Genomic DNA, 26851 nt, shown 5'->3' on the forward strand with positions numbered 1-26851 from the left:
CGGGGCTCCGCTTCGCTGCACTCCTCGCGCTCACCGGGCCCGCCTTCCGTTCGCGACTGCGGGGCTCCGCTTCGCTGCACTCCTCGCGCTCACCGGGCCCGCCTTCCGTTCGCGACTGCGGGGCTCCGCTTCGCTGCACTCCTCGCGCTCACCGGTCCACCTCGATTTCCAGGCCCGACGGCAGCGGCGCCACGTCGTCGCCGTACGAACTCTCCTGCGCGCGCTCGACCTCGGCCTGCTCGTAGGCGGTGACCAGGTCGACGTACCCGGGCACGGTGGCCAACAACTCGCTGTGGGTGCCCCGGGCGACCACCCGTCCCTGCTCCACGTAGATGACCTCGTCGGCGAGCGCGATGGTGGCCCGCCGGTACGCCACCACCAGGATCGACGCGGCCGGAACGCCCGCCGCCGCGGTCGACGACCGCAGCCCCGCCAGGATGGCCGCCTCCACTCGGGGATCGACAGCGCTCGTCGCGTCGTCGAGCACCAACAGGCGCGGTCGGCCGGCCAGCGCGCGGGCCAGGGTGAGCCGTTGGCGCTGACCGCCGGAGAGCGAGGTGCCCCGCTCGCCGACCATGGTGTCCAGACCGTCGGGCAGCGCGGCGACGAACCCGTCCGCCTCGGCCAGCCGCAGCGCCGCCCAGACCACCTCGTCGTCGACGCCGGGCCGGTCGAGGGCGATGTTGGCGCGGACCGTGTCGTCGAAGATGAACGGCACCTGGGCGACCAGGGCCACCGTGCCGGCCAGCGAGGCGGAGGTCAGCTCGCGCACGTCCACGCCGTCCAGGCTCACCGTGCCGGAGTCCGGGTCGACGAGCCGCACCGCCAGCGAGGCGATGGTGGACTTGCCGGCGCCGGTGGGCCCGACCAGGGCCACCGTCCGACCGGACGGCACCGTGAAGCCGACCTCGCCGAGGACCTGCGCGCCGGGCGGGTGCGCTTCGGCGGGCGGGTAGGAGTAGTGCACGTCGTGGAAGGTGAGGGTGGCCGGCGCGGTCTCGTTCGGGTCGAGCACCCGCTGCCCGTACGGCATCTCGCCGGTGGCGTCGAGCACCCGGCGGACCCGGTCCCAGCCGGCGACGCTGCGCGGCAGCTCGGCCAGCACCCAACCGATGGCCCGCACCGGAAACGCCAGCACGGTGAAGAGGAAGGCCACGCTGACCAGCTCGGTCACGCTGATCGCGCCCTGGCGCAGCCGGAACGCCCCGACCACCAGCACGGCGAGGGTGCCGAGGCTGGGCAGGGTCTCCAACAGCGGGTCGAAGATGCCGCGCAGCCGACCGACCGCGATCAACGAATCGCGCAGCTCACCGGCTCGGCCCGCGAACCGGGCGGTCTCCTGGGCCTCGCGACCCATCGTCTTGACCACCAGGGCCCCGTCGAAGCTCTCGTGGGCGATGCCGCTGACCTCGGCACGCAGCCGCTGCGCCCGGGCCTGCCGGGGTGCCATCCGGCGGGAGTAGATGACGTTGAGCGCGAACAGCGCGGGGAAGACCGCGAGGCCGACCAGGGCGAGCGCCCAGTCGGTGGCGAAGAGCGACACGATGGCGCCGACCAGCATCACCAACGTGCCGACGGCGAACGGCAGTGGCGCGATCGGGTACCAGGCCGCCTCCACGTCGGAGTTGGCGTTGGACAGCAGGGTGCCGGTGGAGTTGCGGTGGTGCCAGGACAGCGGCAGCTCCAGGTACCGACGGGTGACCCGGCGGCGGTAGGAGGCCTGGAGGCGGTACTGCATGTAGCCGGCGCCGAGGCGGCGGCCGAAGATGCCCGCGACCCGCAGCACGCTGATCCCGAACAACGCGGTCGCGGCCAGCGCCAGGGTGCCGGCGCCCACCTCGCCGCGTTCGATGGCCGGAAGCGCCACCTCACCGACGACCGACCCGACGACCCGGGCGCTGACGATGATCATCCCGCCGAAGAGCACGCTGCCGACGACCGCCACCGAGAAGATCCGCGGCTGCTCACGGATCGCCTGTCGCAGAACCCCCAGCCCTCGACTGAGAACGTCCCGACTTGTCTTGCTCGCCACGCTCTCCCCCGCCGTAAGCCGTAATTATCTCCCTCATCCTTACCGGTCAGGGCCAGCACCGCCGACCCTGACCGGATATGTCGACCGTCACGTACCGGACGACGGTGTCCGCGGGCGGCGACCGGCGTCCGTCGGCGCGCGCCGACGGGCCACCGGGCCTACGATCGGGCCATGCCGCGGTACGCCCGAGCCGAGCGCGAGGCGCTGGCCGATCTTCTGCTGGCCCTCGGGCCGGACGCCCCGACGATCAACGAGGGCTGGGCGACCCGTGACCTCGCCGCTCATCTGGTGCTGCGGGAGCGCCGTCCGGACGCGGCGGGTGGGATCCTGCTGCCGCCGCTGCGCGGATACGCCGAGCGGGTCCGGCAGCGCCTCGCCGCACAGGGGTACCCCGAACTGGTGGCGCAGGTACGGCGCCCGCCGCTGTGGAGCCCGGTCAGCAATCCGCTGACCGACGAACTGGCCAACACGATGGAGTTCTTCATCCACCACGAGGACGTCCGACGGGCCGGCTCCGGGTGGCAGCCGCGCGATCTGCCCACCGGTTTGCAGAGCGCGCTCTGGAAACGCGTGGCCCCGATGGCCCGGCTGGCCCTGCGCCGTTTTCCGGCGGACCTCCTCGTGCAGGCGCCCGGTCACGGTGAGATCTCCGTCGGTCGCGGCGGTGAGCCGCTGCGCCTGGTGGGCTCCCCGGGGGAGTTGGTGCTGTTCCTGTCCGGCCGGCAACGGGTGGCCCGGGTCCAACTGAACGGCTCGACGGAGGTGGCGGGACGACTGCGCGACGCCAGCCTGGGAATGTGACCGTCTGTACGGAAACGGTCACTGAATAGCTGTCGGATTCCCCACACCCAGCGAAGCACGCTGATACGCCCTCCCGTACGCTTCACCGCGCCGCGCCGCGCCGGGCGGCACGGAGTGGGGGCACACTGTGCGGGACTTCGCGATTTCGGCGCTGCGGGAACCGCCGTTCCCCACGGGGCGCCATGGTGCCACGGACCAAGTGGCGAGTGAGAGCATCGAGTGGGCACGCACGTTCGGGCTGGTCGATTCCGGCCAACGTGTGTACCGGCTGGAACGGGCCGACGCCGCCGGCCTGGCCGGCCGCGCCTGCCCGGACGGCTCGGTGGAGGGGCTTCGGCTGCTCACCGACCTGATCAGCTGGCTCTTCGTGATGGATGACGCCTGCGACGAGGACGGCCTCGGCGCCGACCCGGCGCGGTTGGGACCGGCGATCAGCACCCTGCTCGACGTGCTCGACCGGTGCGGTGACCCGGACGTGGCACCGCCCGCCGTCGGGCCCCTGGGTGACGCGCTGCACGACCTCTGCCGCCGGACCCGGCTGCACGATCACGCCGGGCTGCTCCTGCGGTTCGTCAGCCAGATGCGGGAGTATCTGTTGGCGCTGCTCTGGGAGGCGGGCAACCGGGAACGTCGGCGCGTGCCCGAGATGGCGGAGTACGTCCAACTGCGCCGGCACATCGGCGGTGTGCACCCCTGCCTCACCCTGACCGACCTGGCGTCGAGGCGACCCTCCGGGCCGACCCAACGCGCCGACCCGGGCCTGGCCACCCTCGACCTACTGGCGGTGGACCTGGTCTGCTGGTGCAACGACCTCTTCTCGTACGGCAAGGAGAGTCAGGCCGACCCGGACGCGCACAACCTGGTCACGGTGATCGCCCAGGACAGCGAGGCGGACGAGCCGACCGCGCTGCGGAGCGCGGCGCACCGGTTCAACCAGGGTTTGGCGACGTACCTGGACGCGGAGGAGGCGCTCCGCGCCACCGGCGACGACCGGCTGCGCGACGCGTTGGTGGTCCGGCGCAACTGGGTCCGGGCCACCTACGACTGGTCAGTGGTGGCTGCCCGGTACGCCTGATCGACCGTACCGGTTGGTGGGATGGGACGGCCGGACGATCACCAGGGCTAGCCGATGCATGGCGACAGGCAATACTCTTCGGTAACCATCATGACGTGACGACCGTCACGCCACCACCCCCGAAGGCGGCTACAGCGATGGCTCTCGATGTACCGTACCGCTCCATCCCGGACATGTTTCTCAAGCGCGTGGCGGCCACCCCCGACCGAAACGCGTTCGCATCCCCGAACCCCGACGACTCGGGGCCCGTCTGGCTGACCTGGGCGCAGGTCGGTCAGCGCGCCAAGGCGGTCGCCGCCGGCCTGCACGGCCTGGGCGTCGGCCAGGAGGACCCGGTCGCGATCCTCGCCAACACCCGGCTGGAGTGGGTGATCGCCGACCTCGGCATCATGTGCGCCGGCGGCGCGACCACCACCGTCTACCCGACCACCGAGCCGACCGACGCGACGTACATCATCGCCGACTCCGGTTCCAAGGTGCTGTTCGCGGAGAACCCGGCCCAGGCGGCGAAGATCGCCGGGGCGACCCTGCCCGCGCTCACCCACGTGGTGCTCCTCGACGGTGCCGCCGACCCGACCGCGGCGATCGCGCAGCTGACGCTCGCCGAGCTGGAGGAGCGCGGCGCCCAGGCGCTGGCCGCCGAACCGGATCTGATCGACATGCTGGTGGCCGGCATCGGCCCGGACCACCTGGCCACCCTGATCTACACCTCCGGCACCACCGGGCAGCCCAAGGGCGTCGAGCTGCTGCACGGCGGCTGGTGCTGGGAGGCGGTGGCGCAGGCGGACGTGGGGCTGCTACGCGACGACGACCTGCAGTACCTGTGGCTGCCGCTGGCTCACTCGTTCGGCAAGACCCTGCTCTGCGGCGCCATCCACGTCGGCCTGCCCACCTACGTCGACGGCCGGGTGGACAAGCTGGTCGACCTGCTCTCGGTCATCCGTCCGACGCTGATGTGCGGCGCTCCCCGGGTGTTCGAGAAGGTCTACAACAAGGCGGTGACCACCGCGCAGGGTGCCGGCGGCGCGAAGGCGAAGATCTTCGGCTGGGCGGTCGGCATCGGCAAGGAGAAGGTCACCCTTGAGCAGGCCGGCAAGCCGGTGCCGGCCGGGCTGAAGCTGCGCTACGGGTTGGCCGAGAAGCTGGTGTTCAGCAAGCTCCAGGCCCGCCTGGGCGGCCGGATGCGGGTGCTGGTGTCCGGCGCCGCGCCCCTCAGCCCGGAGATCGCCACCTTCTTCGCCGCCGCGAACCTGCCGATCTCCGAGGGCTACGGCCTGACCGAGACCAGCGCGGGCAACTTCGTCAACCCCCCGGCCGGGCTGCGGATCGGCACCGTGGGCCGGGCGATGGGCGACCTCGAGTGCAAGATCGACACCGACGGGGAGATCCTGGTCCGTGGTCGGCCGGTGATGCGCGGCTACCACAACCTGCCGGAGGAGACCGCCGCCGCGTTCACCGAGGACGGCTTCTTCCGCACCGGTGACATCGGCACCCTCGACGAACAGGGTTACCTGCGCATCACCGATCGTAAGAAGGACCTGGTCAAGACCTCGGGCGGCAAGTACATCGCGCCGTCGCACATCGAGGGGATGTTCAAGGCCATCTGCCCGTACACCTCGCAGGCGGTCGTCGTCGGTCAGGCCCGCAACTTCTGCACGATGCTGGTCACCCTGGACCCGGACGCGATCCGCGGCTGGGCCGCCGGCGGCCCCCTCGAAGGGCGCAGCTACTCCGAGATCGTCGCCTCGGCGGAGGCCCAGACGATGGTCGAGGAGTACGTCGCCCAGCTCAACGCCAAGCTCAACCGCTGGGAGACGATCAAGAAGGTGGCGATCCTGCCGCGCGATTTGACGATCGAAGACGGCGAGATCACCCCGTCCTTGAAGATCAAGCGGCGGGGCGTGGAGAGCAACTTCGCCGCCGAGATCGACAAGATGTACGCCGGCACCCTCGCCGAGCTCTGACGCCGTCGAGGGCCCCGTGCCCGGCTCCCGGCCGGCACGGGGCCCTCACAGGTGGTGGCCCCGCCACCTCGTCTGGTCCTCCTCCACGGCGAGCTGCTCCGCCAGCGCCACCTCGCGGACCCCGCGTCGACGCTGGGCGTCGACGATCGTCTGCGCCCCCACTGCCAGCCAGGCGGCCACGGCCAGCATGGTCAACGCGGACAGCTCGGGCAACGACCCGGCCACCGGCACCAGCACGAGCAGCAGCAGGATTCCGCCGATCGTGGGCCAGCGGGGGGCGGCGAGCATTTTCCGGCCGAGCACGATGAGCGCGAGCAGATAGAGCGCGACCCCGCCGTAGAGCGCGAGCAGGTCGAAGCCCGGCAGCGGAACCCCCCAGTTCGGCGTGCTGACGTCGGCTTCGTCGTTGATCAGCCCCTTGAGTCCGAGCGCGAACAGGATGACGCCGGCGATGACCGGCAGGTGCAGGTAGGTGTAGGCGTCGCGGGCCAGGGCGGCGCGGGCGACGGGGTCGCGGGTCCGGTGCAGAGTCTGTTCCATGCCGAGCGCCAGGGTGTCGAAGTAGGCCCACCACAGCGCTGCGGCCACCGCGATGCCGAGCACTGCGGCGATCAGCGCCGGCCAGGTCAGCGGCAGGCCGGCGCTGCCGCCGGGAGCGAACCCGAGCGCGATGATGGCCTCGCCGAGGGCGATCAGGACGATCTGGCTGTGCCGCTCCGCCCAGTGCCCGGCGGAGAGCACCGTCCACCCGGTGCCGCGCAGCGCCAGCCCGGCCCCGTACTCGACGGCCAGGGCGGCGAGCCACAGCGCCAGCCGGAACACCCCCTCGGCGGTGCCGTCGAAGAGCCGCTGCGGCACCAGGGCGGCCACGACGATGAGCGACGTGGCGAGCACCACCGGCAGGGCGAGCATCCGCCAGCGTCGACGCACGCCCCGGTCCCGACGGCCCAGCCACAGGAAGATGGACGTCTCGCCGACCCGGACCAGGAAATAGCCGGCCGCGAAGACCAGCGGGCCGGGCAGCCCACCGGGGCGGTCGGTGAACGCCTTCGGCAGGCTCAGCGCCAGCACGAAGGCGGCGGCCATGGTGGCGAAGCCGACCAGCGGGACGATGCCCTGGTCGGTACGGACCAGGTTGCCCAACACGGCGAATCCCGTCCAGCACCACCAGAGCAGCGCCAGCACCACCAGGCACCGGATCAGCCCGGCAACCGTCGGATTGCCGGCGGTGACGGTGGTGACGTTCAGAAAGGCGAAGACGAAGATCAGGTCGTAGAAGAGTTCGAGGCGGGTCGCCCGGGAGCCAGGCGCGCTCCGCTGGACCCCACGCACTCCCGCGCCCTCGACCACCAGGAGAGTGTGGCAGCCGGACCAGGTCGGATGACATATTCCCGGCATAACGGTGCCGGCGGATGCCCCTGGTGTGTTCGGTGCCGGCTCAGGCGATGACGGCCGGCTCGCGCCACCGCTGACGGGCGGCACGGTCCAGGTCGTAGCGGATCGCCGCGATCCGCCCGACGGCCTCCACGAGGTCCGCTGCGGGCAGGGTGAACGGCAGCCGCAGGAAGCGCTCCAGGGTGCCGTCCAGGCCGAACCGGGGGCCGGGCGCGAGTCGTACGCCGACCTCCTCCGCGGCGCGGGCCAGCGCGCTGGAGACCGGGCCGTCCAACTCGGCCCACAGCGTCACGCCACCGCGTGGCACGGTGACCCGCCACTCGGGCAGTTGGTGCGCCAGCGCGCCGAGCAGGGCATCACGCTGCACGGCCAACTGGACGCGGCGGTCGGCGACGATGGCCTCGGCGTCGGCGAGCAGGTGCACCGCGACCAGTTGGTCCAGCACCGGGCTGGCCATGTCGACTCCGACCCGCACGGCGGCCAGTCGCTGCACCTGCGGCGCGGACGCCCGCACCCAGCCGATCCGCAGGCCACCCCAGTAGGGCTTGCTCATCCCCCCGATGCTGATCACCCGACTGTGCCGGTCGTAGGTGGCGACCGGGGGTGGCGGCTCGGTGCCGTCCATCGACAGGTCCACGAACGACTCGTCGATGACCAGGTCGGTGCCGACCGCGTGCGCGGCGGCGACCACGCGCTCGCGCAGCGCGGCGGGCATCAGGTGCCCGGTCGGGTTCTGGAACTCCGGAATCAGGTACGCCAGCTTCGGCCGGGTCTGCCGCAGACTGCCCAGCAGCAGGTCGGGCTCCCAGCCGGCGTCGGCGGCCAGACCGTGGGTGGTGATCCGGGCCCGCCGGCCGGCCAGCGCGGCGAGGGCGTTGGGGTAGGTCGGGGACTCGACCAGCACGGTGCCGCCCGGGGCGAGGGCGAGCCGCAGCACCAGGTCCAGTGCGTGCTGGGTGCCGCTGGTGACCATGATCTGGTCGGCCGAGGTGGGCAGACCCCGGGCGCTGTACGCGTCGGCCACGGCCTCACGCAGCTCGATGATGCCGGTCGGGTGGTAGCCGGCCCCGCTCAGGTAGCGGGGCAGGTCCTCGGCGGCGGCCCGGGCGGCCGACAGCAGCTGCGGCGGGGCGGCCAGCGCCGCGACGCCGAGGTCGAGCATCTCCCGGTCGTCCAGCGGGGTCCACAGCCCGGTGCTGGCCACCCGGTGGTTGCCGGGCAGCATCGTCCAGCTGCCGGCGCCTCGGCGGCTGGCCAGGTGCCCGCTCTCGCGTAGCTGCCGGTAGGCAGCGGTGACGGTGGTCCGGCTGATCCGCAGCGCCTCGGCCAGTTCCCGTTCGGCCGGGAGGCGGACGCCCAGCGGCAGACGGCCGTCGGCGAGCAGCCCGCGCACCGAGCCGGCCAGCGCGGCGTAGTCGGGGCTGCGTCGCCGACCCGGGAGCGCATGCCACTGCCCGAGCAGACGGGCCAATTGGACACCGCGTACCTGCCCGGTCATGGCCACTCCTCGGATATTGGCTTCTTCCTCGATGAGGATTGGCACCTAGGGTGGCATGCATGGCACTGCTTGGCAATCTGCGGCACCGGCCGGTTCGACGGCTGGTCCAGCTCTACCTCGGGCTCACGCTCTACGGCGTCAGCATGGCCCTGATGATCCGCTCCGACCTGGGCCTCGACCCGTGGGACGTGTTCCACCAGGGGCTCTCCGAGCTGACCCGGCTCTCCTTCGGGACGGTCACCATCGGCGTCGGCGCGCTGGTCCTGCTGCTCTGGATCCCGCTGCGGCAGCGGCCCGGCCTCGGCACGGTCAGCAACGTCGTGGTGATCGGCCTGGTGGTGGACGCCACGGTGGCCCTGCTGCCGGAGGGTGGCCCGCGCAGTGTCCGGATCGCGATGCTGATCAGCGGGATCGTCGCCAACGGCGCCGCCACCGCTCTGTACCTCGGCGCCCAGTTGGGCCCCGGCCCGCGCGACGGCCTGATGACCGGGTACGTGGCCCGCCGGCCCGGCCGGTCGGTCCGGCTGGTGCGCACCGTCATCGAGGTCACCGTGCTGGCGCTGGGCTGGCTGCTCGGCGGCACGGTCGGGGTGGGCACCGTCGCGTACGCGTTGGCCATCGGTCCGTTGGCCCAGTTCTTCATCCCGCTGTTCGCCGTGCCGGAAGCTCCGGCACCCGAGAGCGCCGTGCCGGAGGGCGGCACACCCGACAGCCCCGCACCGCCACCGGGCAGTCCCGCGCCGGTCACCCCCGCCGGCTGAAACCTCACCGACCGTCCGCGAACCGGTACGTGGTGGTGGTGCTGCACACCGGTTGGCGGGTGGGTGTTCCCTTCCGCGACGCGCGCCGTCATCATCTCTGCATGGGGGAGAACGGTTGGCGCTGGACGGACGCCTGGATCTTCGTGTCGCTCGTCATCGCGAGCGGCGCCGGACGGCACCGTCGGTCGGCGACAAGCCGACGACCGGAGGGCGTTCGCCTGGCCGACGTGCTCTCCACCGCCGACCACCTCAACCACGCGATCCCGCAGCGGCACGAGGTGGAGGCCGCGGTCCAGCGGCTGGTCGGCGCCGGGCTGGTCAGCGTCGCCGACGGCTGGTTCCGGATCACCGCCGAGGGTGAGACGCTCTGGCGTACCCGCCCGCGCGCGGGTGTGGCGACCATGGTGGACACCGTGCAGGGTGTGTTGACCCGCCGGCACGCGCCCGGCAGCGCCGACTGGATCCTGGACGAGGCCGACCACGCGGCGGCTGTCCAGGAGTACGCGGTCCGTTCGATCCCCACCCCGCGTCGGTCACCGGAGGGGCACTCCGGTGAGCGCTGAGCGGCTCAGCGCACCGGGTGGCCGTCGAGGCGCAGCGCGTCCTTGACCTCGGCGACGGTCAGCTCGCCGAAGTGGAAGACGCTGGCCGCGAGCACCGCGTCCGCGCCGGCGCCGATAGCGGGCGGGAAGTGGGCCACCTCACCGGCACCCCCGCTGGCCACCACCGGCACGTCCACCACCGCCCGCACCGCGGCGATCAGCTCCAGGTCGAAGCCCGCCTTGGTGCCGTCGGCGTCCATCGAGTTGAGCAGGATCTCCCCCGCGCCCAACTCGGCGCTCCGGTGTGCCCACCACACGGCGTCGATGCCGGTGCCGCGTCGACCCCCGTGCGTGGTGACCTCGAAGCCGCTGGGCGTGGCACCGGTCGACGACCGACGCACGTCGAGGGAGAGCACGAGCACCTGCCGGCCGAACCGGTCGGCGATCTCGGCGATCAGCTCCGGCCGGGCGATGGCGGCGGTGTTGACGCCGACCTTGTCCGCCCCGGCGCGCAGCAACGTGTCCACGTCGGCGACCTGCCGGACCCCACCGCCGACGGTCAGCGGGATGAACACCGACTCGGCGGTGCGGCGCACCACGTCGAGCATGGTGCCGCGGTCGCTGGAGGACGCGGTGACGTCGAGGAACGTCAACTCGTCAGCGCCGGCCCGGTCGTACGCGGCGGCCAGCTCCACCGGGTCGCCGGCGTCCCGCAGGTCGAGGAAGTTGACCCCCTTGACCACCCGCCCGGCGTCCACGTCCAGACAGGGGATCACCCGTACCGCCAGCGTCATGCCGCGAGCCTATCCTCCGCCCGCGGCACGGCGGTCGACCCGATCGGGTCGACCGCCGTGAACGAGGCCTCGGTCACACCTTGACGAGCATCTTGCCGAGGTTGTCGCCGCGCAGCAGGCCGAGGAACGCGGCCGGGGCGTTCTCGATGCCGTCCACGATCGTCTCGTCGTAGGACAGCGTGCCGTCGCGCAGCCAGCCCGCGACGTCGCGCACGAACGCCGGCCGGACGTCGTGGTGGTCGTTGACCAGGAAGCCGCGCAGGGTGAGCCGCTTGCCGATGACCAGCGCCAGGTTGCGCGGCGCGGGCGACGGCTCGGTGGCGTTGTACTGGGAGATCATGCCGCAGATCGCGGCTCGGCCGTGCAGGTTCATGGCCGAGATCGCGGCTTCCAGGTGGTCGCCGCCGACGTTGTCGAAGTAGACGTCGACGCCGTCCGGGGCGGCCGCCCGCAACGACTCACGGACCGGCCCGTCGTGGTAGTCGAAGGCGGCGTCGAAGCCCAGCGCCCGCAGCCGCTCGACCTTGGCCGGCGAGCCGGCGCTGCCGATCACCCGGCCGGCGCCCTTGAGCTTGGCGATCTGGCCGACCAGGCTGCCGACCGCGCCGGCCGCGGCGGAGACGAAGACCGTCTCGCCGGGCTTCATCGCGGCCACCTCCAGCAGCCCGGCGTACGCGGTCAGCCCGGTCATGCCGAGCACGCTCAGGTACGCGCTGACTGGGGCGACGCCCGGGTCGACCTGACGGGCGGCGGTCGCGTCGAGCAGCGCGTACTCCCGCCAGCCGAGCCCGTGCTGGACGGTGGTCCCGACGGCGATGTCCGCCGCCTCGCTGGCCACCACCTCGCCGATCGCGGCCCCGTCGAGCGGCGCGTCGAGCGCGTACGGCGGCACGTACGACTTGACGTCGTTCATCCGTCCGCGCATGTACGGGTCGACCGACATGAACTGGTTGCGGACCACGATCTGGCCCGGTCCGGGCGTCGGGACGTCGGTCTCGACGAGCCGGAAGGTGTCTTCGGTGGGCCAGCCCTGGGGGCGGCTGGCCAGGTGGATCTCGCGGTTGCCGGTCACTGGATGGTTGTCCTCTCGTCCGCGGGTGGGGGCCTGGTGCCGCGGTGTCACGCGGGCAGGGTCTCGCGGACGGTCAGCGTGACGTCGACGTTGCCACGGGTGGCGTTGGAGTACGGGCAGACCTGGTGCGCCTGCTCGACGAGCTGCTCGGCCACCTCGCGGGACGCGGCGGGAAGGTCGACGACGAGCTGCACGGTGAGCCCGAAGCCGCCGCTGCCGTTCGGGCCGATGCCCACCTCGGCGGCGACCACGGAACCGGTCACGTCGGCCTTGGCCCGGCGGGCCACCACCCGCAGCGCGCTGTGGAAGCAGGCCGCGTAGCCGGCGGCGAAGAGCTGCTCGGGATTGGCCGCACCGCCGGCGCCGCCCATCTCCTTCGGCACGGCCAGGTCGAGCGCGACAGTGCCGTCGGAGGTCTCGACGTGGCCGTCCCGGCCGTCGCCGGTGGCGGTAGCGGACGCGGTGTAGAGAACCTGCATGGTGCTCACTGCTCCTTCTGTCGGTGGATGGTGTCGGTGACCCGGGTGAGGGTGTCGCGCAGCGCCACCAACTCGCCGAGGCCCAGCCCGGTGGCCTGAGCGATCCGCAGCGGGACGTCGCAGAGCTGCTCGCGCAGCGCCCGGCCCTGCTCGGTGAGGCCCACCTCGACCCGCCGCTCGTCGCGGGCCGACCGCCGCCGCACCACCAGGCCCGCCCCCTCCAGCCGCTTGAGCAGCGGGGAGAGCGTGCCGGAGTCCAGCCGCAGCTCGGCGCCCAACTCGGACACCGTGGGGGCGTCGTCGGGACGCTCCCAGAGCACCAGCAGCACCAGGTACTGCGGGTAGGTCAACCCGACCTCGTCGAGGATCGGCCGGTAGACGTCGGTCAGTGCGCGCGACGCGGCGTAGAGCGCGAAGCACACCTGCCGGCGCAGCACCAGGTCATCGGTCACCGTTGAAAAGTAGCCCACAATTAAGTTGTGCACAACTTATCTGTCCGTGAGCCGGCCGTCAGGCCGACCGGACGCGTACCTCAGCGATCGCCGAGGTACGCCTCCAACTCCACCTCGACCAGATGCTCCGGGTCCAGCAGACCGGCCACCACCACCAGGGTCGCCGCCGGCCGGACCGCACCGAAGACCGCGTTGTGGGCCCGACCCACCTCGTCGGCGTGCGACCGGTCCGTCACGTACATCCTCGTGCGCACCACATCGCCCGGCTCCGCACCCACCTCGGCGAGCGCGGCCAGCCCGATCCGCAGCGCCTGCGCGGTCTGCGCGGCCGGATCACCCACGTGCACCACCCGGCCGTCCACCGTCGCCGTGCACCCGGCCGTCCAGGCCCGCTCACCGGCACGGACCACCCGGGAGTAGCCGTAACGCTGCTCCCACGGGCCACCCGACCCGAGCCGGGTCGTCGTCACGCCTGCGCCAACGTCCGCAGCGCCTCGGCCACCGTGAAGGCACCCGCGTAGAGCGCCTTGCCGGCGATGACACCCTCCACCCCGACCGACTCCAGGGTCGCCAACGCCCGCAGGTCGTCCAGAGTGGACACCCCACCGGAGGCGATCACCGGCCGGTCGGTACGGGCACACACCTCGCGCAGCAGATCCAGGTTCGGCCCGCGCATGGTGCCGTCCTTGGTGATGTCGGTGACCACGTACCGGCTCGCGCCCGCCTTGTCCAACCGCTCCAGCACCTCGTACAGGTCACCGCCGTCGCGGGTCCAACCCCGCGCCGACAGGGTGTGGCCCCGCACGTCCAGCCCGATGGCCACCCGGTCGCCGTACTCCGCCACCACCCGGTCACACCAGACCGGATCCTCCAACGCGGCGGTCCCGATGTTCACCCGGGCCGCCCCGGTGCCCAGCGCCGCGCGCAGCGACTCGTCGTCCCGGATGCCACCGGAGAGCTCCACCTTCACGTCCAACTGGCGCACCACCTCCGCCAGCAGGTGCGCGTTGGTGCCCCGACCGAACGCCGCGTCCAGGTCGACCAGGTGGATCCACTCCGCGCCGTCCCGCTGCCAGGCCAGCGCGGACTCCAACGGGTCACCGTAGACGCTCTCGCTTCCGAGGGCGCCCTGCACGAGCCGGACGGCCCGGCCGTCAGCGACATCGACGGCGGGTAACAGGGTGAGGCTCACGGTCTTCTCCTCGATCAGGTACGACGGTCCAGGGCGATCACGACGATCGCCGGCAGTACGAGCAGCAAGAGCACGATCAGCGCGATACGCAACGCCAGGTTGTCAACGAACGTCCAGATCAGGATCAACGCCGCGCCGGTGAGCAGCACGATCGCGGCCCGCTCACCCCGACTGTGCCGGGCCAGCCGCCCGGAACGACCCCGCCGCAGCCGCGGCGTCAACCGACGGACCACCGCCCGACGGCGCTGCCGGCGAGCGACCTGGCGCTGCCGGACCGCCCGCTCCCGGGCCTGCTCCGCCTCCCGCTGCGCCCGCCGGCGGGCCCGCTCCCGGCTCACCGCGACACCCGCCGACCGGGCACCGCGCGACGACGCTCACCCACCGTTGGGCAACGTGGCGAGCCAGTTGCGCAGCAACGCGGCACCGGTCTCGGCGGACTTCTCCGGGTGGAACTGGGCCGCCGACAACGAGCCACGCTCCACCGCCGCGACGAAGTCCGTGTCGTGGTGGGCGGTGGTCACCGTGGCCCCCGCGGCGGCCAGCGCCGCCGGGTCGCCCATCGCGTACGAGTGGACGAAGTAGAAGCGGCTCTGCTCCGGCAACCCGGCGAACAGCACCGACTCCCGGGGAGCCCGGACCGTGTTCCAGCCCATGTGCGGCAACCGGGCGGCAGCCAGCCGGGTCACCCCGCCGGGCAGCAACCCCAGCCCCTTGGTCACCACGCCGTGCTCGTCACCGTGCTCGAAGAGCACCTGCATGCCCACGCAGATGCCCAGCACCGGCCGGCCAGCAGCCACCCGCTCGGCGATCACCGGACCGGCGCCCAACGTCTCGATCCCCGCCATGCACGCCGCGTACGCGCCCACACCCGGCACCACCAGACCATCGGCGGCAGCCGCGGCGGCCAGGTCGTCGGTCACCCGGACATCCGCTCCGGCGGCGGCCAGCGCCCGCTCCGCCGAGCGCAGGTTGCCCGAGCCGTAGTCGAGCACCACCACGTCACTCATGCCGTCACCCCGATCACCCGTTCTCCGGCAGCAGCCGCAGAACCCCGGCGACAGTGGCGAGCACCGCGAGCGCCGCGGTGACGAACACGGCGACCTTCGGCGCGCCCTGCCGGTAGAGCGACCAGGTGCCACCCACCAAGACCCCGGCCAGGATCAACAACAACGTCGGCAACGCCGCACCCATCAGAGCCACCGTCCATTCGCGACTGCGGGGCTCCGCTGCGCTGCACTCCTCGCGCTCATCAGAGAGCACCCTTCGTGCTCGGGATCGCACCTGCCGAACGCGGGTCGATCGAGGTCGCCTCGCGCAGGGCGCGGGAGACCGCCTTGAACTGTGCCTCCACCACGTGGTGCGCGTCCGGGTGACCGCCCGGCCGGGCCGCCCGCAGCACGTCCACGTGCAACGTGACCCGGGCCGCCTGGCCGAAGGACTCCCAGATGTGCCGGGTCATGCTGGTCGCGTACACCGGACCGATGTACGGGGCGAGCACCGGCTCGTCGTGCACCACGTACGGCCGACCGGAAAGGTCCACAGCGGCCCGGACCAGCACCTCGTCCATCGGCACCGTCGCCGAGCCGTAGCGCCGGATGCCGGCCTTGTCGCCCAGCGCCTGGTCGAACGCGGCACCCAGGGCGAGCGCGGTGTCCTCGATCGTGTGGTGCGCGTCGATCTCCAGGTCGCCCACGGTGCGCACGGTCAGGTCGAAACCACCGTGCCGGGCGATCTGGTGCAGCATGTGGTCGTAGAAACCGACGCCGGTGCTGATCTCGGCGGCACCGGTGCCGTCGAGGTCGATCTCGACGAGGACCTTGGTCTCCTTGGTGATCCGCTCCACCCGGGCGGTCCGGCTCATTGAACAGTCTCCATCGCAGAAAGGAAGGCGTCGGTCTCGGCGGCGGTGCCGGCGGTCACCCGCAGCCAGCCGGGAAGGCCGACGTCACGGACCAGCACCCCCTGCGCCAGCAGGGCGTTCCAGACTACGGTCTGGTCGCCGCCCACCTCGAAGAGCACGAAGTTGGCGTCACTGTCAGCGACCCGCAACCCCCGCTCGCGCAGCGTCGCCACGATCCGGTCCCGCTGCGCCATGATCGCGCTCACCGTACCGAGAAGGGCATCGCGGTGGGCCACCGCCGCGCGGGCGGCGGCCTGGGTGAGCGCGGAGAGATGGTACGGCAAACGGACGAGCTGCACCGCCTGCACCACCGCCGGGTCGGCGGCCAGGTAACCCAGCCGGCCGCCGGCGAAGCCGAACGCCTTGCTCATCGTCCGGGTGACCACCAGCCGCGGGTGCCCGGGCAGCACCGCGAGGGCGCTGACCGTCCCGGGCCGGGCGAACTCGGCGTACGCCTCGTCGACGACCACCATGCCGGGCGCGACGTCGAGCACCGCGGCGATCACCGCCGGGTCCAGTGCCGTGCCGGTGGGGTTGTTCGGCGAGCAGAGGAAGACCACGTCCGGCTGGTGCTCGCGGACCTGGGCGACCGCCTCCTCGGCGGTCAACCCGAAGTCGACGCCGCGCTCGGCGGGCACCCAGCGGGTGCTGGTGCCGAGGGCCAGCAGCGGGTGCATCGAGTACGCCGGAACGAAACCGAGCGCGCTGCGCCCCGGACCGCCGAACGCCTGCAACAACTGCTGCTGGATCTCGTTGGAGCCGTTGGCCGCCCACACCTGCTCGACGGTGAGCCCGTGCCCGAGATATTCGGCCAGGTCGGCGCGGAGCGCCAACGCGTCCCGGTCCGGGTAGCGGTTCAGCTCGCGCAGCTCGGCCGCGACGGCCTTGCTGATCGCCTCGACCACCGGCTCCGGCACCGGGTGGGAGTTCTCGTTGGTGTTGAGCCGCACCGGCACGTCCAGTTGCGGCGCCCCGTACGGCGACAGCCCCCGCAGGTCGCCGCGGATCGGCAGGTCGTCCAGGCCGCTCACGCCGACCCTCCCGGGAAGCGGGCCTGGACCGCCTGGCCGTGCGCGGGCAGGTCCTCCACGTTGGCCAGGGTGACCACGTGCGGGGCCACGTCGCGCAGCGCGGCCTCGGTGTATTCGATCAGGTGCACGCCGCGCAGGAAGGACTGCACGGACAGTCCGGAGGAGTGCCGGGCACAACCGCCGGTGGGCAGCACGTGGTTGGAGCCGGCGCAGTAGTCGCCGAGCGACACCGGCGACCACGCGCCCACGAAGATCGCCCCGGCGTTGCGGACCCGCAGCGCCCACTCCCGGGCGTCGGCCGTCTGGATCTCCAGGTGCTCGGCCGCGTACGCGTCGACCACCCGCAGCCCCGCCTCGAGGTCGTCGACCAGGACCACGCCGCTCTGCTCACCGGTCAGCGCCGTGGTGACCCGCTCGGTGTGCTTGGTCGCCGGCACCTGCCGGGCCAGCTCCGTCTCGACCGCCTCGACCAACGCCACCGACGGGGTGACCAGCACGCTCGCGGCGAGCGGGTCGTGCTCGGCCTGACTGATCAGGTCGGCGGCCACGTGCGCCGGGTCGGCCGTGTCGTCGGCCAGGATGGCGATCTCGGTCGGACCGGCCTCGGCGTCGATGCCGACCACGCCGCGCAGCAGCCGCTTGGCGGCCGTCACCCAGATGTTGCCGGGCCCGGTGATCAGGTCGACGGGGTCGCAGCGCAGCTCACCCGCCGGGTCCACCGCCGCGCCGTACGCCAGCATCGCCACCGCCTGGGCCCCGCCCACGGCGTACACCTCGTCGACGCCGAGCAGCGCGCACGCGGCGAGCACCCGGGGGTCGGGCAGGCCGCCGTTGTCCTTCTGCGGCGGGCTGACCACCACCAGCGAGCGCACCCCGGCCGCCTGGGCGGGCACCACGTTCATCACCACCGTCGACGGGTACATCGCCAGGCCGCCGGGCACATAGAGGCCGACCCGGTCGACCGGCAGCCACCGCTCGGTGACCGTACCGCCGGGCACCACCTGGGTGGTGTGGTCGGTGCGCCGCTGGTCGGCGTGCACCCGACGGGCCCGGGCGATGGACTCCAGCAGCGCGGCCCGCACCGCCGGGTCGAGCACCCCCTCCGCCTCGGTGATCGCCTCGACCGGCACCCGCAGCACCTCCGGGGAGATGCCGTCGAACCGGACACTGGCCTCCCGGATCGCTGGGTACCCATGCTCACGGACGGCCTCCACCAGGGGCCGGATGCGCTCGACGGCGACGGACACGTCGAGCTGGGCGCGGGGCAGCAGACGGCGCGGGTCTCCGAGACCGTCGCGCAGGTCGATCCGATTCAGCACCCTTGCGAGTCTAGGCGGCCGACCGGAGGTCCACCCGAGCCGCCCGTCCGCCGGGACGGTGAGCCGGGCCACGCCCCGGTGGGCGAGATTGGTTAGGCTCGACCCTGTGACCGCACGGCTGCCGGTGTTCCCGCTCGCAACGGTGCTCTTTCCCGGGTTGGTGCTGCCGCTGCACATCTTCGAGGAGCGCTACCGGGCGCTGGTCCGACACCTGGTCGGCCTGCCCGAGGGCGCCCCCCGTGAGTTCGGCGTGGTGGCCATCCAGGCCGGCTGGGAGGTCGCGCCGGCCGGTCCCGGCGCCCGGGCGACGCCGGGCGTCGGCGAGGTCACCCTGTACGAGGTGGGCTGCACCGCCGAGCTGCGGCAGGTGACCGAGCTGGCCGACGGTGGTTTCGACATCGTCACTGTCGGCCGCCGCCGGTTCCGGATCGCCGAGGTCGACGACAGCACCGAGCCCTACCTGACCGCAGACGTGGAGTGGCTGCCCGACCCGGGTGGCCCGGACGAGTTGGCCGACCTGCTGGCCGCCCGGGTGATCGCGGTGTTCCGGCAGTACCTCGGCCTGATCCGCTCCGACCCGGAGGAGATCTCCGAGCAGCTGCCGGAGGACCCGACGGTGCTCTCGCACCTGGTGGCGGCGACGGCGGCGCTCACCGTCGACGACCGGCAACGGCTGCTGGCGATCGACGACACCACCTCCCGGCTCCGCGCCGAGCTGCGGCTGCTCAACCGCGAGGCGGCTCTGCTGCGTCAGGTGCGGGCGGTTCCGGTGCCGCTGGCGGAGCTGGCGTCCCCGCCGACACCCAACTGAACTCTCCCGGCTCGGGCTCCGGGCGCAGCCCCGGCCACCGTGACCAGCCGGCCAGCAGGGTGTACATGACCGCGGCCCCGAACGCCGGCAGCAGCAGGTTGCCGTGCGGCACCGGCAGCACCCCGAGCAGCCAGTCCACCCCGCCGGCGCGCAGGTCGGCGGGCTTGTTGAAGGCCTGCCCGGCCGGGGCGGTCACCAGTAACCGGTCGAAGGTGGCCAGGCCGATCCGCCGTCCCACCTGCCAGGCCACCGGCGCGGCAACCAGAGTGCCGAGCACCGCGGCGACCAACCCGACCGGGCCCCGCCGCCGACGCAGCACGACCCACACGGCGAGCGCCACGAGCAGCCCGAAGGCGAGCCCGAGCAGGCTGAACCAGCCGTCGGCGGCGATCGGCTGCTCCGGTTGCGGCTCGGCGTAGATCGCCCCCTCGGCGGTCTTCAGCACCGGGGTGTCCGGCGCGAGCGCGGCCCAGAGCAACCCGAGCGGGACACCCAGCGCGGCCAGCGCGAGCACGGCGCCCACCACCGTCGCCACGGCCCGCAGCGGACGACGCGGTTCGTCGAACCGAAGTTCCAAGGAGCTCTGGTACGCCGCCGAGGTGGGCGGCTGACCTGGGTCGAACCCATCCGGCGCCGCCCCGGGCGACGGGTCGGCCTGCGGCGGATCCGCTTCCGGCGTGCGGGGTGGCGCGGGTCGGTCGGGCTCGTCGACGGGCCGCTCACTGTCGGGGTTGTCCGGGCTCACCCGATGATCCTCTCAGGCCCGGTGCGGGACCGGGGCTCCGGTGGCGGCAGACCAGCTCACCGGGCGAACGGCTCCACCATCATCGCCGCGGCCCGCAGCCACGCCTGCCGGGTCTCCGGCTGGAGTTGGTGGTACTCGATCGACGACCCGGTCTCCAGAGCCGGGTCGTACGGCACGACGGCGACGCCACGGGTGCGGGTGGCGAAGTGCCGCTCCAGGTCGTCCTGGAGCGTCGAGCGACCCGGGGTGGGGCAGGAGATGAGGGTGATCGCGTTGTCCGCCAACTCACCCATGCCCTCCTCGTGCAGCAGGTCGAGCATCCAGTCCGCGCTGAACGCCGCGTCCTCCCGGGGCACCGTGGTCACCACCAGCTGGTCGGCGGCCTGCATCACGGTGCGCCAGTTGGGGCTCTCCACGTTGTTGCCGGTGTCCACGCAGACCACGTCGTGGGTACGCCGCAGCAACTCCAGCACCCGCCGGACGGTGAACTGGTCCAGTCGTTGGGCGAAGCGCGGGCTCTCCTCGCCGGCCAGCACGTCGTACGAGCCGTCGGAGGCGTGCCGCAGATAGTCGTCCAGTCGGTCCAGCAGGGTCGCGCCCTCCAGGATCTCGATCTGGGCCAGGTCGCTGATCAGGTGCCGGATCGTCCGGGCGTGCCGGGCGCTGCCGGCGCGCAGGCCGAGGGTGCCGCGCAGTTCGTTGTCGTCCCAGGCCAGCACGCCCTGGCCGCGGACGCTGCCGACCGTCGCCGCGGCGAGCACTGTGGCGGTCGTCTTGTGCACGCCGCCCTTGGGGTTGGCGAAGGCGAACACCCGGGGCGTGCCCAGGTCCCGCTTGAGCACCCCGTTGGCGCGTTCCTGCTCCTGGTCGACGGCCTGCGGCCGCCACTCGATCCGGGCCGGGTAGGCACGTTCGGCGACCGCCGAACCGATCGCCGGGGCGGGTGGCGGAGTGACCGGCGGGACGACCGGCGGTGGCGGGGCGACGACCGGCGGCGGGGCGACCGGCGGTGGCGCGGCCGCCGGGTAGCCGGTTTCCGGCTGGTAGCCGGTCTCCAGCAGGGCGTACCGCGACTCGACCGGCGGTTGACCCGATCGGTAGCCGTTGTCCAGCAGGGCGTAGCGCGACGGGACCGGCTCGGGTCCACGGGCCGGCGGCTCGGGCTCGGCCCGGTACGTCGGCTCGGCCCGGTAGCCCGGATCAGCCCGGTACTCCGGCGTGACGCGGTAGTCCGGCTCGGCGCGGTAGCCGGGATCGGCGCGGTAGCCCGGCTCGGCCCGGTAGTCGGGTTCGGCGCGGTAGTCGGGCTGCTCGGTCCGGTACGCCGGCTCCGCGCGGTAGTCCGGCTCGGCCCGGTAACTCGGCTCGGCCCGGTACGCGGGCTCCGCCCGATAGTCCGGCTCGGCCCGGTAGTCCGGCTCCGCGCGGTACGCGGGCTCGGCCCGGTAGGCCGGGTCGACCCGGTAGCTCGCCTCGGCCCGGTAACCGGGCTCCGCGCCGTACGACAGGTCGGCGGGATGCCCGATGGCCGGTGCCCGCCCGGCGTAGCCGTTCGGGGCCGCCCGCCGGGGCAGCGGGTCTGGCGGCGGCTCCTCGCCGCGCCGCTCGGGCTCGGTCTGCTCGGCGCCGCGACCGCCCAGCCGGGCTCGGTCCAACAACGCACGCCACCGCGGCGCTGGTTCGGCCGGCCGGCCCCAGCCGGTCTCACTGCCCTCCACGGCCCGCCCTCCCAGCGCCATCGATCTCTGTCTGACAGGCTACGAACCCAACCCTATTCGGACCACACCTCAGAGCGCACACCAGCCGGCGCAGATCACGACGACGGCGACGGCGACGGCGGCTCGGCGACGGTGGCGTCCGGCGAGGTGGTGACGCTCGGCGGCGTCGACTCGGTGGGCTCCGGCTCCGACGGTTCGGGTGACGGGGTCGTCACGGCTGGTGCGGGTTCCGACGATTCGCCCACGGTCGGCGAGGGCGCCGGTGCGCTGATCAGTGGCGCGGGCGGCTCGGACCGGGTCGGTGTGGGGCTCAGCCCGCTGTCGGCTGGCGGGCGCGCCACATCGCGCTGCTCGGGCAGCGGCGGCGTGAAGACCGTGCGGTCCAACCGGTACACCTCGGGGGCGGGGTCGACAGCCCGTACGTCCGGCCGGGTCGCGACGCCGCGCAGCGCCACCGGCGTCGCGCGGACCACCGCCGCGTAGACGCAGGCGCAGCCGGCCCGGTAACCGGCCGCCTCGGCGGCGGCCACCTCGGCGCCGCTGGTGTACTGCTCCCGCAGCTCCCGCTCGCCCTCCCCGTCGCCGTCGACCGCGGCGGCCCTGGCCCGGTAGTCGGCGGCCTCGGTCTCCTTACGGGCCGCCACCTGTCGCATTCCGGCGACCACGTCGTCGGGCACCCGCATCGCGGGGATCTTGACGATCTCGGTCTGCCGGCCGGGCAGCGGAACCCGCCCGAAGACGGTCGACACCCCGACGTCGCCGAGCACCGTCGCCAGCCGCTGCGGAGGCAGGTACGCGTCGAGCGTGACCAGCGCGTACGTCGTGCCCTCGGCGGCCGGGGCGGACGCCGGCAGCGCCGCCAGGTCGGCCGCGGCCGACCGCAGGTAGGCGGGGACCGAGTCGCCGTCGACGACGCCGACCCGGGTCACCTCACCGACCGTCCGGTCGCCGACCGGGGCGTCATCGACGGCCCAGACGGCGGTGCCCAGCACCGCCGCCGCGGAGAGCACGGCGGCCCAGCTGAGCACGCCGAACCGCGCCGACCGGTCGCCCAGCCGGGCCACGGCCCGGGTCAGCGGCGGCAGCAGCCGCTGGTCCAACTGCCGCAGCAGGTTGCCGGCGCGCACGGGCGGGATCCCCTCTGTGGATCGGTGTCGGGCGGTCGCCGCTCAGTCACGCAGGATCTGGAGCGCACGGTCCAGGTCGTCAGGGTAGTCGCTGACGAACCGGACCTCGTCCCCCGTTCGGGGGTGCAGGAAGCTCAGTTCGCGGGCGTGCAGCCACTGTCGGGACAGGCCGAGACGGGCCGAGAGGGTGGGATCGGCACCGTAGGTGAGGTCACCCACACAGGGGTGCCGCAGGGTGGAGAAGTGGACCCGGATCTGGTGCGTCCGGCCGGTCTCCAGCCGGACGTCGACCAGGCTCGCCGCCGGGAACGCCTCCAGGGTGTCGTAGTGGGTGATGCTCGGCTTGCCGCCGGAGACCACCGCCCACCGGTAGTCGTGGGTGGGGTGCCTGTCGATCGGCGCGTCGACGGTGCCCCGCAGCGGGTCCAGGTGACCCTGCACCACCGCGTGGTAGCCCTTGTCGACCTCGCGGTACTTGAAGGCCCGCTTCAAGGCCGTGTACGCCTGCTCGCTCTTGGCCACCACCATGATCCCGGTGGTGCCCACGTCGAGCCGGTGCACCACACCCTGCCGCTCGGCGGCGCCGCTGGTGGAGATGCGGTGCCCGATCGCGGCAAGCGCGCCGATCACCGTCGGCCCGGTCCAGCCGGGGCTGGGGTGCGCGGCCACCCCCACCGGCTTGTCGACCACCACGATGTCGTCGTCGGCGTAGACCACGCGCAGGCCGGGCACCGCCTGCGGCACCACTGTCGGCGGTGCGACCGGGGCGGGCAGCGTGACGTCCAGCCAGGAGCCGGCCTTGACCTTGTGCGAGTTGGGCCGGGCGGCGCCGTCGACCAGCGCGTCTCCGGCGTCGACCAGGGCTGCGGCGGCGGTGCGGGAGAGCCCGAACAGGCGGGACACGGCCTGGTCCAGGCGCATGCCGTCGAGGCCGTCCGGAACCGGAAGGGAACGGTGGTCGCCGCCAGCGGCGAACGCGGAGGTCATGCCCGCTCCCGCTGCTCGGCGCCCGACGCGGCGTCCGTGGTGGCCGGGTCGTCGTCGCGCCCCGCCCGCCGGCCGTCACGCTGCCGGCCGGTCAGCTCCAACAGGACGGCCAGCAGCACACCGCAGACCAGCGAGCTGTCGGCCAGGTTGAACACCGGCCAGACCTGACCGTACGGGTCGAAGAGGCTGATCATGTCGACCACGTGCCCGTGGAAGGGGGACGGCGCCCGGAAGATCCGGTCGACGAGGTTGCCCAACGCGCCACCCAGCACCAGGCCGAGGGAGACCGCCCAGGGCAGCGAGCGCAGGCGCAGTGCCATCCAGACGATCCAGCCGACCACACCGATGGTGATCAGCGGGAAGACCCAGGTGTGGTCGGCACCGATGCTCCAGGCCGCGCCGCTGTTGCGGGTCAGGCTCAGGTAGACGAACCCGCCGAGCAGCCGGACCGGTTCCCGGTCGGTCAGCGCGGCCAGCGCGAGGTGCTTGGTGACCAGGTCGGCCAGCAGGGCCACCAGGGCGACTCCGGCCAGAATCGCGACGGCCCGGGGCCGGCGTGTGCCGCCGCCCGGGTCGGTGCGGCCGGGTTCGGCGGACGGTGCTGCGGTCATGCGCTCCCCATCGACAGTCTTGGCGGTGATCGCTCACCGTCTCATCGCCGCCGGGGAGCGGACCTCAGCGCCGCTCCTCCAGCTGCTTGCACGTCACACACAGGGTGGCCGACGGGAAGGCGGCGAGGCGCTCGACCGGGATCGGGTTGCCGCACCGCTCGCACCAGCCGTAACCACCCTCGTCGAGACGCTCCAGAGCGCGCTCCACCTGCGTGATCCGTTCCAGAATGCTGTTGGCGAGAGAGATCTCCTGCTCCCGCTCGAGCGTCTTGGTGCCCGTGTCGGCCTGGTCGTCCCCGGCCGAGTCGGTCAGCCGATCGCGCTGCAGCTCGGTGATCTCACTCAGCGTCTGATCGTACTCGGCACGAAGCTCGTCCCGCCGCGCCGCCAGCGCCGCCCGGATCTTCTCGGTCTCGGCCGTGCTGCGGGTGGCCTTGGCCACCGGCTTGCGCCCGGCGGTCCTGGTGTCGGCTGGCTTCGCCATGGGGTCGCTCCCTCGGCCGGGGAACCGCGCGGTCCGCGGCGCCTGGGTCAGGGGGCGCCGCCCAGGGCGTCCCCTATGTACGAAAAGGGGCGCGCGGCGACGATGGCCGCGCACTCCGGAGGTTGGCAAGAATACGGAACGTACAGGCGTCCGACAACGTGCCGCACCGTCGCACCGTCTAACAGCCCCGAGCCCTGCCAAACTGGGGCAAAGGGAACGCTAGCAGATCAATTGACCACCTCATCCCCGTACTCACCAAACCATCGGGCCAGGTGACCCCGCCGACTGACCGCCCGCAACCGCCGTTCCGCGGCGTCCCGCACCCCGGCGGTCGCCACGATCAGCAGACTGTCGCCGGTCTTCAACCGGGTGTCCGGTGCGGGCACGAAACCCACCCCGTCGCGCAGCACCAGGGTCACCGATGCGCCCAACGGGAGCCGCAACTCGTCGACGTGCACACCCGCCAGTCGCGAGCCCGGCGGCACCTCCACCTGGAGCAGATCCGCCCGCATCCGCTCCAGCGGCGCGGTCTCCACATGAATCTCGGCGGCCTCGGCCGGCGCGGTCACCCGCAACCAGCGGGCGAACGACCCCAGCGTCCCGGTCTGCACCAGCGTGAATATCACCACCAGCACGAAGACCACGTCGAAGAGCCGCTCCGCGCCGGGCACCCGCTCGGAGAGCGGAATGGTGGCCAGCACGATCGGCACCGCCCCGCGCAGCCCGGCCCAGGACAGGAACGCCTGTTCTCGAAGGCCGACCCGGAACGGCAACGCCGAGACGGCCACCGACAGCGGCCGGGCCAGCAGCACCAGCGCCAGCCCGGCGACCACCGCGGGCAGCACCGCCGCGTCCAGCCGGCCCGGCGAGGCCAGCAACCCGAGCAGCACGAACAACCCGATCTGGGCGAGCCAGGCCAGCCCGTCCGCGAAACCGAGAATCGCCTGCCGGTGCGACAGGCGGGCGTTGCCCAGCAACACCCCGGCCACGTAGACGGCGAGGAAGCCCGAGGCGTGCAGAACCGCCCCCGCGGCGTACGCCAGCACCGTGATGCCCACCGCGGCGATCGGGTAGAGCCCGGCCGAGGGCAGGGCCGCCCGGCGCAGCGCCCAGGTGCCGGCGACACCCGCGCCCACCCCCACCGCCGCGCCGACGCCCAGCTCGTAGCAGACCAGCGCGACCTCATACCACCACGGGTGCGAGAAACCCCGGTGGGACAGCAGCACCACCAGCAGCACCACCGGGGCGTCGTTCATCCCCGACTCGGCCTCCAGCGTCGCCACCAGGCGGGGCGGCAACCGCAGCCGGCGCAGGGTGGCGAAGACGGCAGCCGCGTCGGTGGACGAGAGCACCGCTCCGTAGAGCAGCGCCAACCGCCAGTCCAGCCCCAGCAGCAGGTGCACGGCGACGCCGACCACCACGATGCTGACGATCACGCCCACAGTGGAGAGCACGGAGGCCAGCCCGAGCACCGGACGCAGCGTGGTCCACCGGGCGGTGAGGCCGCCCTCCGCGATGATCACGATCAGCGCGCAGAAGCCGAGGGTCCGGGTCAGCTCGACGTCGTCGAAACGGATGCCCAGCCCGCCCTCGCCGATCGCCACACCCAGTGCCAGATAGACCAGGAGGCTGGGCACGCCGAGGCGGGTGGAGAGTCGCACCGCGCCGACCGCTACCAGCAGCACCGCCGCACCGAGCAGCAGCGCGATGTCCAACCCGGGGGTCACGGCTGCCTTGCCCGGGCTGTCCTCACTCGGCGGATCCGTCGCGCAGGCGGCGCAGCACCTCGGGCAGCTCCGGGCCGGGCCGATCGACGATGAAGAGTTTGTCCCGGCTGGCCGCGCCGGAGCGCAGTGACACCGCGGCCCGCCGGACGCCCAGCGCGCCGGCCAACGCCCGCCGGGCCGCCTCGGTGGCCCTACCGTCCACGGCCGGATCGTGGACCGCGATCACGAGGGCGGGGCCGTGCGGGCCGTCGAAGCGGCCACCCACCCGGTCCCGGGAGGCGCCGGGCTTCACCCGCACCGCCACGGTGAGCGTGTCCTGCGCGGGCACCGGGCG

At 73.0% G+C, this 26851-nt stretch carries 29 protein-coding genes; 6 read left to right on the plus strand and 23 right to left on the minus strand.

What is annotated here, in order from left to right; genetic code table 11:
* Positions 1 to 148: 148 nt before the first annotated feature.
* On the minus strand, positions 149 to 2032 hold the full coding sequence (locus AB0C03_RS11690; RefSeq protein ID WP_030334448.1) for an ABC transporter ATP-binding protein: 1884 nt from the start codon (positions 2030 to 2032) through the stop codon (positions 149 to 151).
* 171 nt (positions 2033 to 2203) lie between these two features.
* On the opposite strand from AB0C03_RS11690, the gene AB0C03_RS11695 reads away from it, so the two are divergent.
* The 3 genes from AB0C03_RS11695 to AB0C03_RS11705 all read left to right on the plus strand — a co-directional run bounded on the left by AB0C03_RS11695 (position 2204) and on the right by AB0C03_RS11705 (position 5872).
* Positions 2204 to 2833, plus strand: a complete 630-nt coding sequence (locus AB0C03_RS11695; RefSeq protein WP_030334450.1) for a TIGR03085 family metal-binding protein — start codon at positions 2204 to 2206, stop codon at positions 2831 to 2833.
* A gap of 199 nt (positions 2834 to 3032) precedes the next feature.
* On the plus strand, positions 3033 to 3908 hold the full coding sequence (locus AB0C03_RS11700; RefSeq protein ID WP_357636374.1) for a terpene synthase family protein: 876 nt from the start codon (positions 3033 to 3035) through the stop codon (positions 3906 to 3908).
* A 137-nt stretch (positions 3909 to 4045) separates the two neighbouring features.
* Positions 4046 to 5872 (plus strand): AMP-dependent synthetase/ligase, encoded by a 1827-nt coding sequence (locus tag AB0C03_RS11705; RefSeq protein ID WP_030334453.1) that lies wholly within the window; start codon positions 4046 to 4048, stop codon positions 5870 to 5872.
* A 45-nt stretch (positions 5873 to 5917) separates the two neighbouring features.
* On the opposite strand, the gene AB0C03_RS11710 is transcribed toward AB0C03_RS11705, so the two are convergent.
* Positions 5918 to 7354 (minus strand): low temperature requirement protein A, encoded by a 1437-nt coding sequence (locus tag AB0C03_RS11710; protein ID WP_425339852.1) that lies wholly within the window; start codon positions 7352 to 7354, stop codon positions 5918 to 5920.
* Positions 7311 to 8765 (minus strand): MocR-like transcription factor YczR, encoded by a 1455-nt coding sequence (gene yczR / locus AB0C03_RS11715; protein ID WP_030334455.1) that lies wholly within the window; start codon positions 8763 to 8765, stop codon positions 7311 to 7313. The genes AB0C03_RS11710 and yczR overlap by 44 nt, the downstream gene beginning before the upstream one ends.
* Before the next feature lie 59 nt (positions 8766 to 8824).
* On the opposite strand from yczR, the gene yczE reads away from it, so the two are divergent.
* Both yczE and AB0C03_RS11725 read left to right on the plus strand, forming a co-directional pair.
* Positions 8825 to 9526, plus strand: a complete 702-nt coding sequence (gene yczE, locus AB0C03_RS11720; protein ID WP_357636379.1) for a membrane protein YczE — start codon at positions 8825 to 8827, stop codon at positions 9524 to 9526.
* A gap of 101 nt (positions 9527 to 9627) precedes the next feature.
* A complete protein-coding gene (locus tag AB0C03_RS11725; protein ID WP_030334457.1) occupies positions 9628 to 10089 on the plus strand; it encodes a hypothetical protein in 462 nt (153 codons plus the stop codon).
* A 5-nt stretch (positions 10090 to 10094) separates the two neighbouring features.
* Here AB0C03_RS11725 and hisF read toward each other — a convergent pair whose 3' ends face one another.
* The 12 genes from hisF to hisD all read right to left on the minus strand — a co-directional run bounded on the left by hisF (position 10095) and on the right by hisD (position 18307).
* Positions 10095 to 10862: an imidazole glycerol phosphate synthase subunit HisF gene (gene hisF, locus AB0C03_RS11730; RefSeq protein ID WP_210860672.1), complete on the minus strand. Its 768-nt coding sequence runs from the start codon at positions 10860 to 10862 to the stop codon at positions 10095 to 10097.
* A gap of 73 nt (positions 10863 to 10935) precedes the next feature.
* Positions 10936 to 11934 (minus strand): NADP-dependent oxidoreductase, encoded by a 999-nt coding sequence (locus AB0C03_RS11735; RefSeq protein WP_030334461.1) that lies wholly within the window; start codon positions 11932 to 11934, stop codon positions 10936 to 10938.
* A gap of 47 nt (positions 11935 to 11981) precedes the next feature.
* The gene (locus tag AB0C03_RS11740; RefSeq protein WP_030334464.1) at positions 11982 to 12413 is read right to left on the minus strand and encodes an organic hydroperoxide resistance protein; all 432 of its coding nucleotides are present in this window, start codon (positions 12411 to 12413) and stop codon (positions 11982 to 11984) included.
* A 5-nt stretch (positions 12414 to 12418) separates the two neighbouring features.
* Positions 12419 to 12865, minus strand: coding sequence for a MarR family winged helix-turn-helix transcriptional regulator (locus AB0C03_RS11745; RefSeq protein ID WP_030334465.1), 447 nt, complete (start codon positions 12863 to 12865; stop codon positions 12419 to 12421).
* An 80-nt stretch (positions 12866 to 12945) separates the two neighbouring features.
* A complete protein-coding gene (locus tag AB0C03_RS11750) occupies positions 12946 to 13335 on the minus strand; it encodes a RidA family protein (RefSeq protein ID WP_030334468.1) in 390 nt (129 codons plus the stop codon).
* Positions 13332 to 14057, minus strand: coding sequence for a bifunctional 1-(5-phosphoribosyl)-5-((5-phosphoribosylamino)methylideneamino)imidazole-4-carboxamide isomerase/phosphoribosylanthranilate isomerase PriA (gene priA, locus AB0C03_RS11755; protein ID WP_030334470.1), 726 nt, complete (start codon positions 14055 to 14057; stop codon positions 13332 to 13334). Before priA ends, AB0C03_RS11750 begins: the two co-directional genes overlap by 4 nt.
* A gap of 14 nt (positions 14058 to 14071) precedes the next feature.
* A complete protein-coding gene (locus AB0C03_RS11760) occupies positions 14072 to 14395 on the minus strand; it encodes a hypothetical protein (RefSeq protein WP_030334472.1) in 324 nt (107 codons plus the stop codon).
* A gap of 36 nt (positions 14396 to 14431) precedes the next feature.
* On the minus strand, positions 14432 to 15064 hold the full coding sequence (hisH, locus tag AB0C03_RS11765; RefSeq protein WP_357636384.1) for an imidazole glycerol phosphate synthase subunit HisH: 633 nt from the start codon (positions 15062 to 15064) through the stop codon (positions 14432 to 14434).
* A 13-nt stretch (positions 15065 to 15077) separates the two neighbouring features.
* On the minus strand, positions 15078 to 15248 hold the full coding sequence (locus AB0C03_RS11770) for a CG2302 family histidine operon protein (protein WP_167337319.1): 171 nt from the start codon (positions 15246 to 15248) through the stop codon (positions 15078 to 15080).
* A 58-nt stretch (positions 15249 to 15306) separates the two neighbouring features.
* The gene (hisB, locus tag AB0C03_RS11775) at positions 15307 to 15918 is read right to left on the minus strand and encodes an imidazoleglycerol-phosphate dehydratase HisB (RefSeq protein ID WP_030334475.1); all 612 of its coding nucleotides are present in this window, start codon (positions 15916 to 15918) and stop codon (positions 15307 to 15309) included.
* The gene (locus AB0C03_RS11780) at positions 15915 to 16988 is read right to left on the minus strand and encodes a histidinol-phosphate transaminase (RefSeq protein WP_357636387.1); all 1074 of its coding nucleotides are present in this window, start codon (positions 16986 to 16988) and stop codon (positions 15915 to 15917) included. Before AB0C03_RS11780 ends, hisB begins: the two co-directional genes overlap by 4 nt.
* Positions 16985 to 18307 (minus strand): histidinol dehydrogenase, encoded by a 1323-nt coding sequence (gene hisD, locus AB0C03_RS11785; protein ID WP_357636390.1) that lies wholly within the window; start codon positions 18305 to 18307, stop codon positions 16985 to 16987. Before hisD ends, AB0C03_RS11780 begins: the two co-directional genes overlap by 4 nt.
* Before the next feature lie 106 nt (positions 18308 to 18413).
* Between hisD and AB0C03_RS11790 the strand changes: the two genes are divergently transcribed.
* A complete protein-coding gene (locus tag AB0C03_RS11790; RefSeq protein ID WP_357636392.1) occupies positions 18414 to 19118 on the plus strand; it encodes an LON peptidase substrate-binding domain-containing protein in 705 nt (234 codons plus the stop codon).
* Here the strand turns inward: AB0C03_RS11790 and AB0C03_RS11795 are convergent.
* The 8 genes from AB0C03_RS11795 to AB0C03_RS11830 all read right to left on the minus strand — a co-directional run bounded on the left by AB0C03_RS11795 (position 19033) and on the right by AB0C03_RS11830 (position 26845).
* A complete protein-coding gene (locus AB0C03_RS11795; RefSeq protein WP_357636395.1) occupies positions 19033 to 19863 on the minus strand; it encodes a DUF2567 domain-containing protein in 831 nt (276 codons plus the stop codon). The genes AB0C03_RS11790 and AB0C03_RS11795 overlap by 86 nt on opposite strands.
* A gap of 56 nt (positions 19864 to 19919) precedes the next feature.
* Positions 19920 to 21602 (minus strand): MinD/ParA family ATP-binding protein, encoded by a 1683-nt coding sequence (locus tag AB0C03_RS11800; RefSeq protein WP_357636398.1) that lies wholly within the window; start codon positions 21600 to 21602, stop codon positions 19920 to 19922.
* A gap of 74 nt (positions 21603 to 21676) precedes the next feature.
* Positions 21677 to 22708 carry a hypothetical protein gene (locus AB0C03_RS11805; protein ID WP_210866153.1) on the minus strand — a complete coding sequence of 344 codons (1032 nt, stop codon included), beginning with the start codon at positions 22706 to 22708 and terminating at the stop codon, positions 21677 to 21679.
* Between the two features lie 42 nt (positions 22709 to 22750).
* Positions 22751 to 23695 (minus strand): RluA family pseudouridine synthase, encoded by a 945-nt coding sequence (locus AB0C03_RS11810; RefSeq protein WP_030334488.1) that lies wholly within the window; start codon positions 23693 to 23695, stop codon positions 22751 to 22753.
* On the minus strand, positions 23692 to 24306 hold the full coding sequence (gene lspA / locus AB0C03_RS11815; RefSeq protein WP_285795250.1) for a signal peptidase II: 615 nt from the start codon (positions 24304 to 24306) through the stop codon (positions 23692 to 23694). Before lspA ends, AB0C03_RS11810 begins: the two co-directional genes overlap by 4 nt.
* A 64-nt stretch (positions 24307 to 24370) precedes the next feature.
* Positions 24371 to 24790, minus strand: coding sequence for a TraR/DksA family transcriptional regulator (locus AB0C03_RS11820; RefSeq protein WP_030334492.1), 420 nt, complete (start codon positions 24788 to 24790; stop codon positions 24371 to 24373).
* Between the two features lie 227 nt (positions 24791 to 25017).
* A complete protein-coding gene (locus tag AB0C03_RS11825) occupies positions 25018 to 26517 on the minus strand; it encodes a potassium/proton antiporter (protein WP_030334494.1) in 1500 nt (499 codons plus the stop codon).
* Between the two features lie 22 nt (positions 26518 to 26539).
* Complete coding sequence (locus tag AB0C03_RS11830) at positions 26540 to 26845, minus strand: DUF167 domain-containing protein (protein ID WP_210862042.1); 306 nt, start codon at positions 26843 to 26845, stop codon at positions 26540 to 26542.
* Positions 26846 to 26851: the final 6 nt, after the last annotated feature.

The organism is Micromonospora parva, assembly GCF_040649675.1.
GTDB classification, from domain to species: Bacteria; Actinomycetota; Actinomycetes; order Mycobacteriales; family Micromonosporaceae; genus Micromonospora; species Micromonospora parva.

Coding starts and splice junctions, on each gene's coding strand:
- AB0C03_RS11810 (WP_030334488.1), bottom strand. CDS start 23,695: ATGACCTCCGCGTTCGCCGCTGGCGGCGACCACCGTTCCCTTCCGGTT.
- AB0C03_RS11695 (WP_030334450.1), top strand. CDS start 2,204: ATGCCGCGGTACGCCCGAGCCGAGCGCGAGGCGCTGGCCGATCTTCTG.
- AB0C03_RS11705 (WP_030334453.1), top strand. CDS start 4,046: ATGGCTCTCGATGTACCGTACCGCTCCATCCCGGACATGTTTCTCAAG.
- hisB (WP_030334475.1), bottom strand. CDS start 15,918: ATGAGCCGGACCGCCCGGGTGGAGCGGATCACCAAGGAGACCAAGGTC.
- AB0C03_RS11770 (WP_167337319.1), bottom strand. CDS start 15,248: ATGGGTGCGGCGTTGCCGACGTTGTTGTTGATCCTGGCCGGGGTCTTG.
- AB0C03_RS11800 (WP_357636398.1), bottom strand. CDS start 21,602: ATGGCGCTGGGAGGGCGGGCCGTGGAGGGCAGTGAGACCGGCTGGGGC.
- AB0C03_RS11740 (WP_030334464.1), bottom strand. CDS start 12,413: ATGCAGGTTCTCTACACCGCGTCCGCTACCGCCACCGGCGACGGCCGG.
- yczE (WP_357636379.1), top strand. CDS start 8,825: ATGGCACTGCTTGGCAATCTGCGGCACCGGCCGGTTCGACGGCTGGTC.
- hisF (WP_210860672.1), bottom strand. CDS start 10,862: ATGACGCTGGCGGTACGGGTGATCCCCTGTCTGGACGTGGACGCCGGG.
- hisH (WP_357636384.1), bottom strand. CDS start 15,064: ATGAGTGACGTGGTGGTGCTCGACTACGGCTCGGGCAACCTGCGCTCG.
- yczR (WP_030334455.1), bottom strand. CDS start 8,765: ATGACCGGGCAGGTACGCGGTGTCCAATTGGCCCGTCTGCTCGGGCAG.
- AB0C03_RS11725 (WP_030334457.1), top strand. CDS start 9,628: ATGGGGGAGAACGGTTGGCGCTGGACGGACGCCTGGATCTTCGTGTCG.
- AB0C03_RS11820 (WP_030334492.1), bottom strand. CDS start 24,790: ATGGCGAAGCCAGCCGACACCAGGACCGCCGGGCGCAAGCCGGTGGCC.
- lspA (WP_285795250.1), bottom strand. CDS start 24,306: ATGACCGCAGCACCGTCCGCCGAACCCGGCCGCACCGACCCGGGCGGC.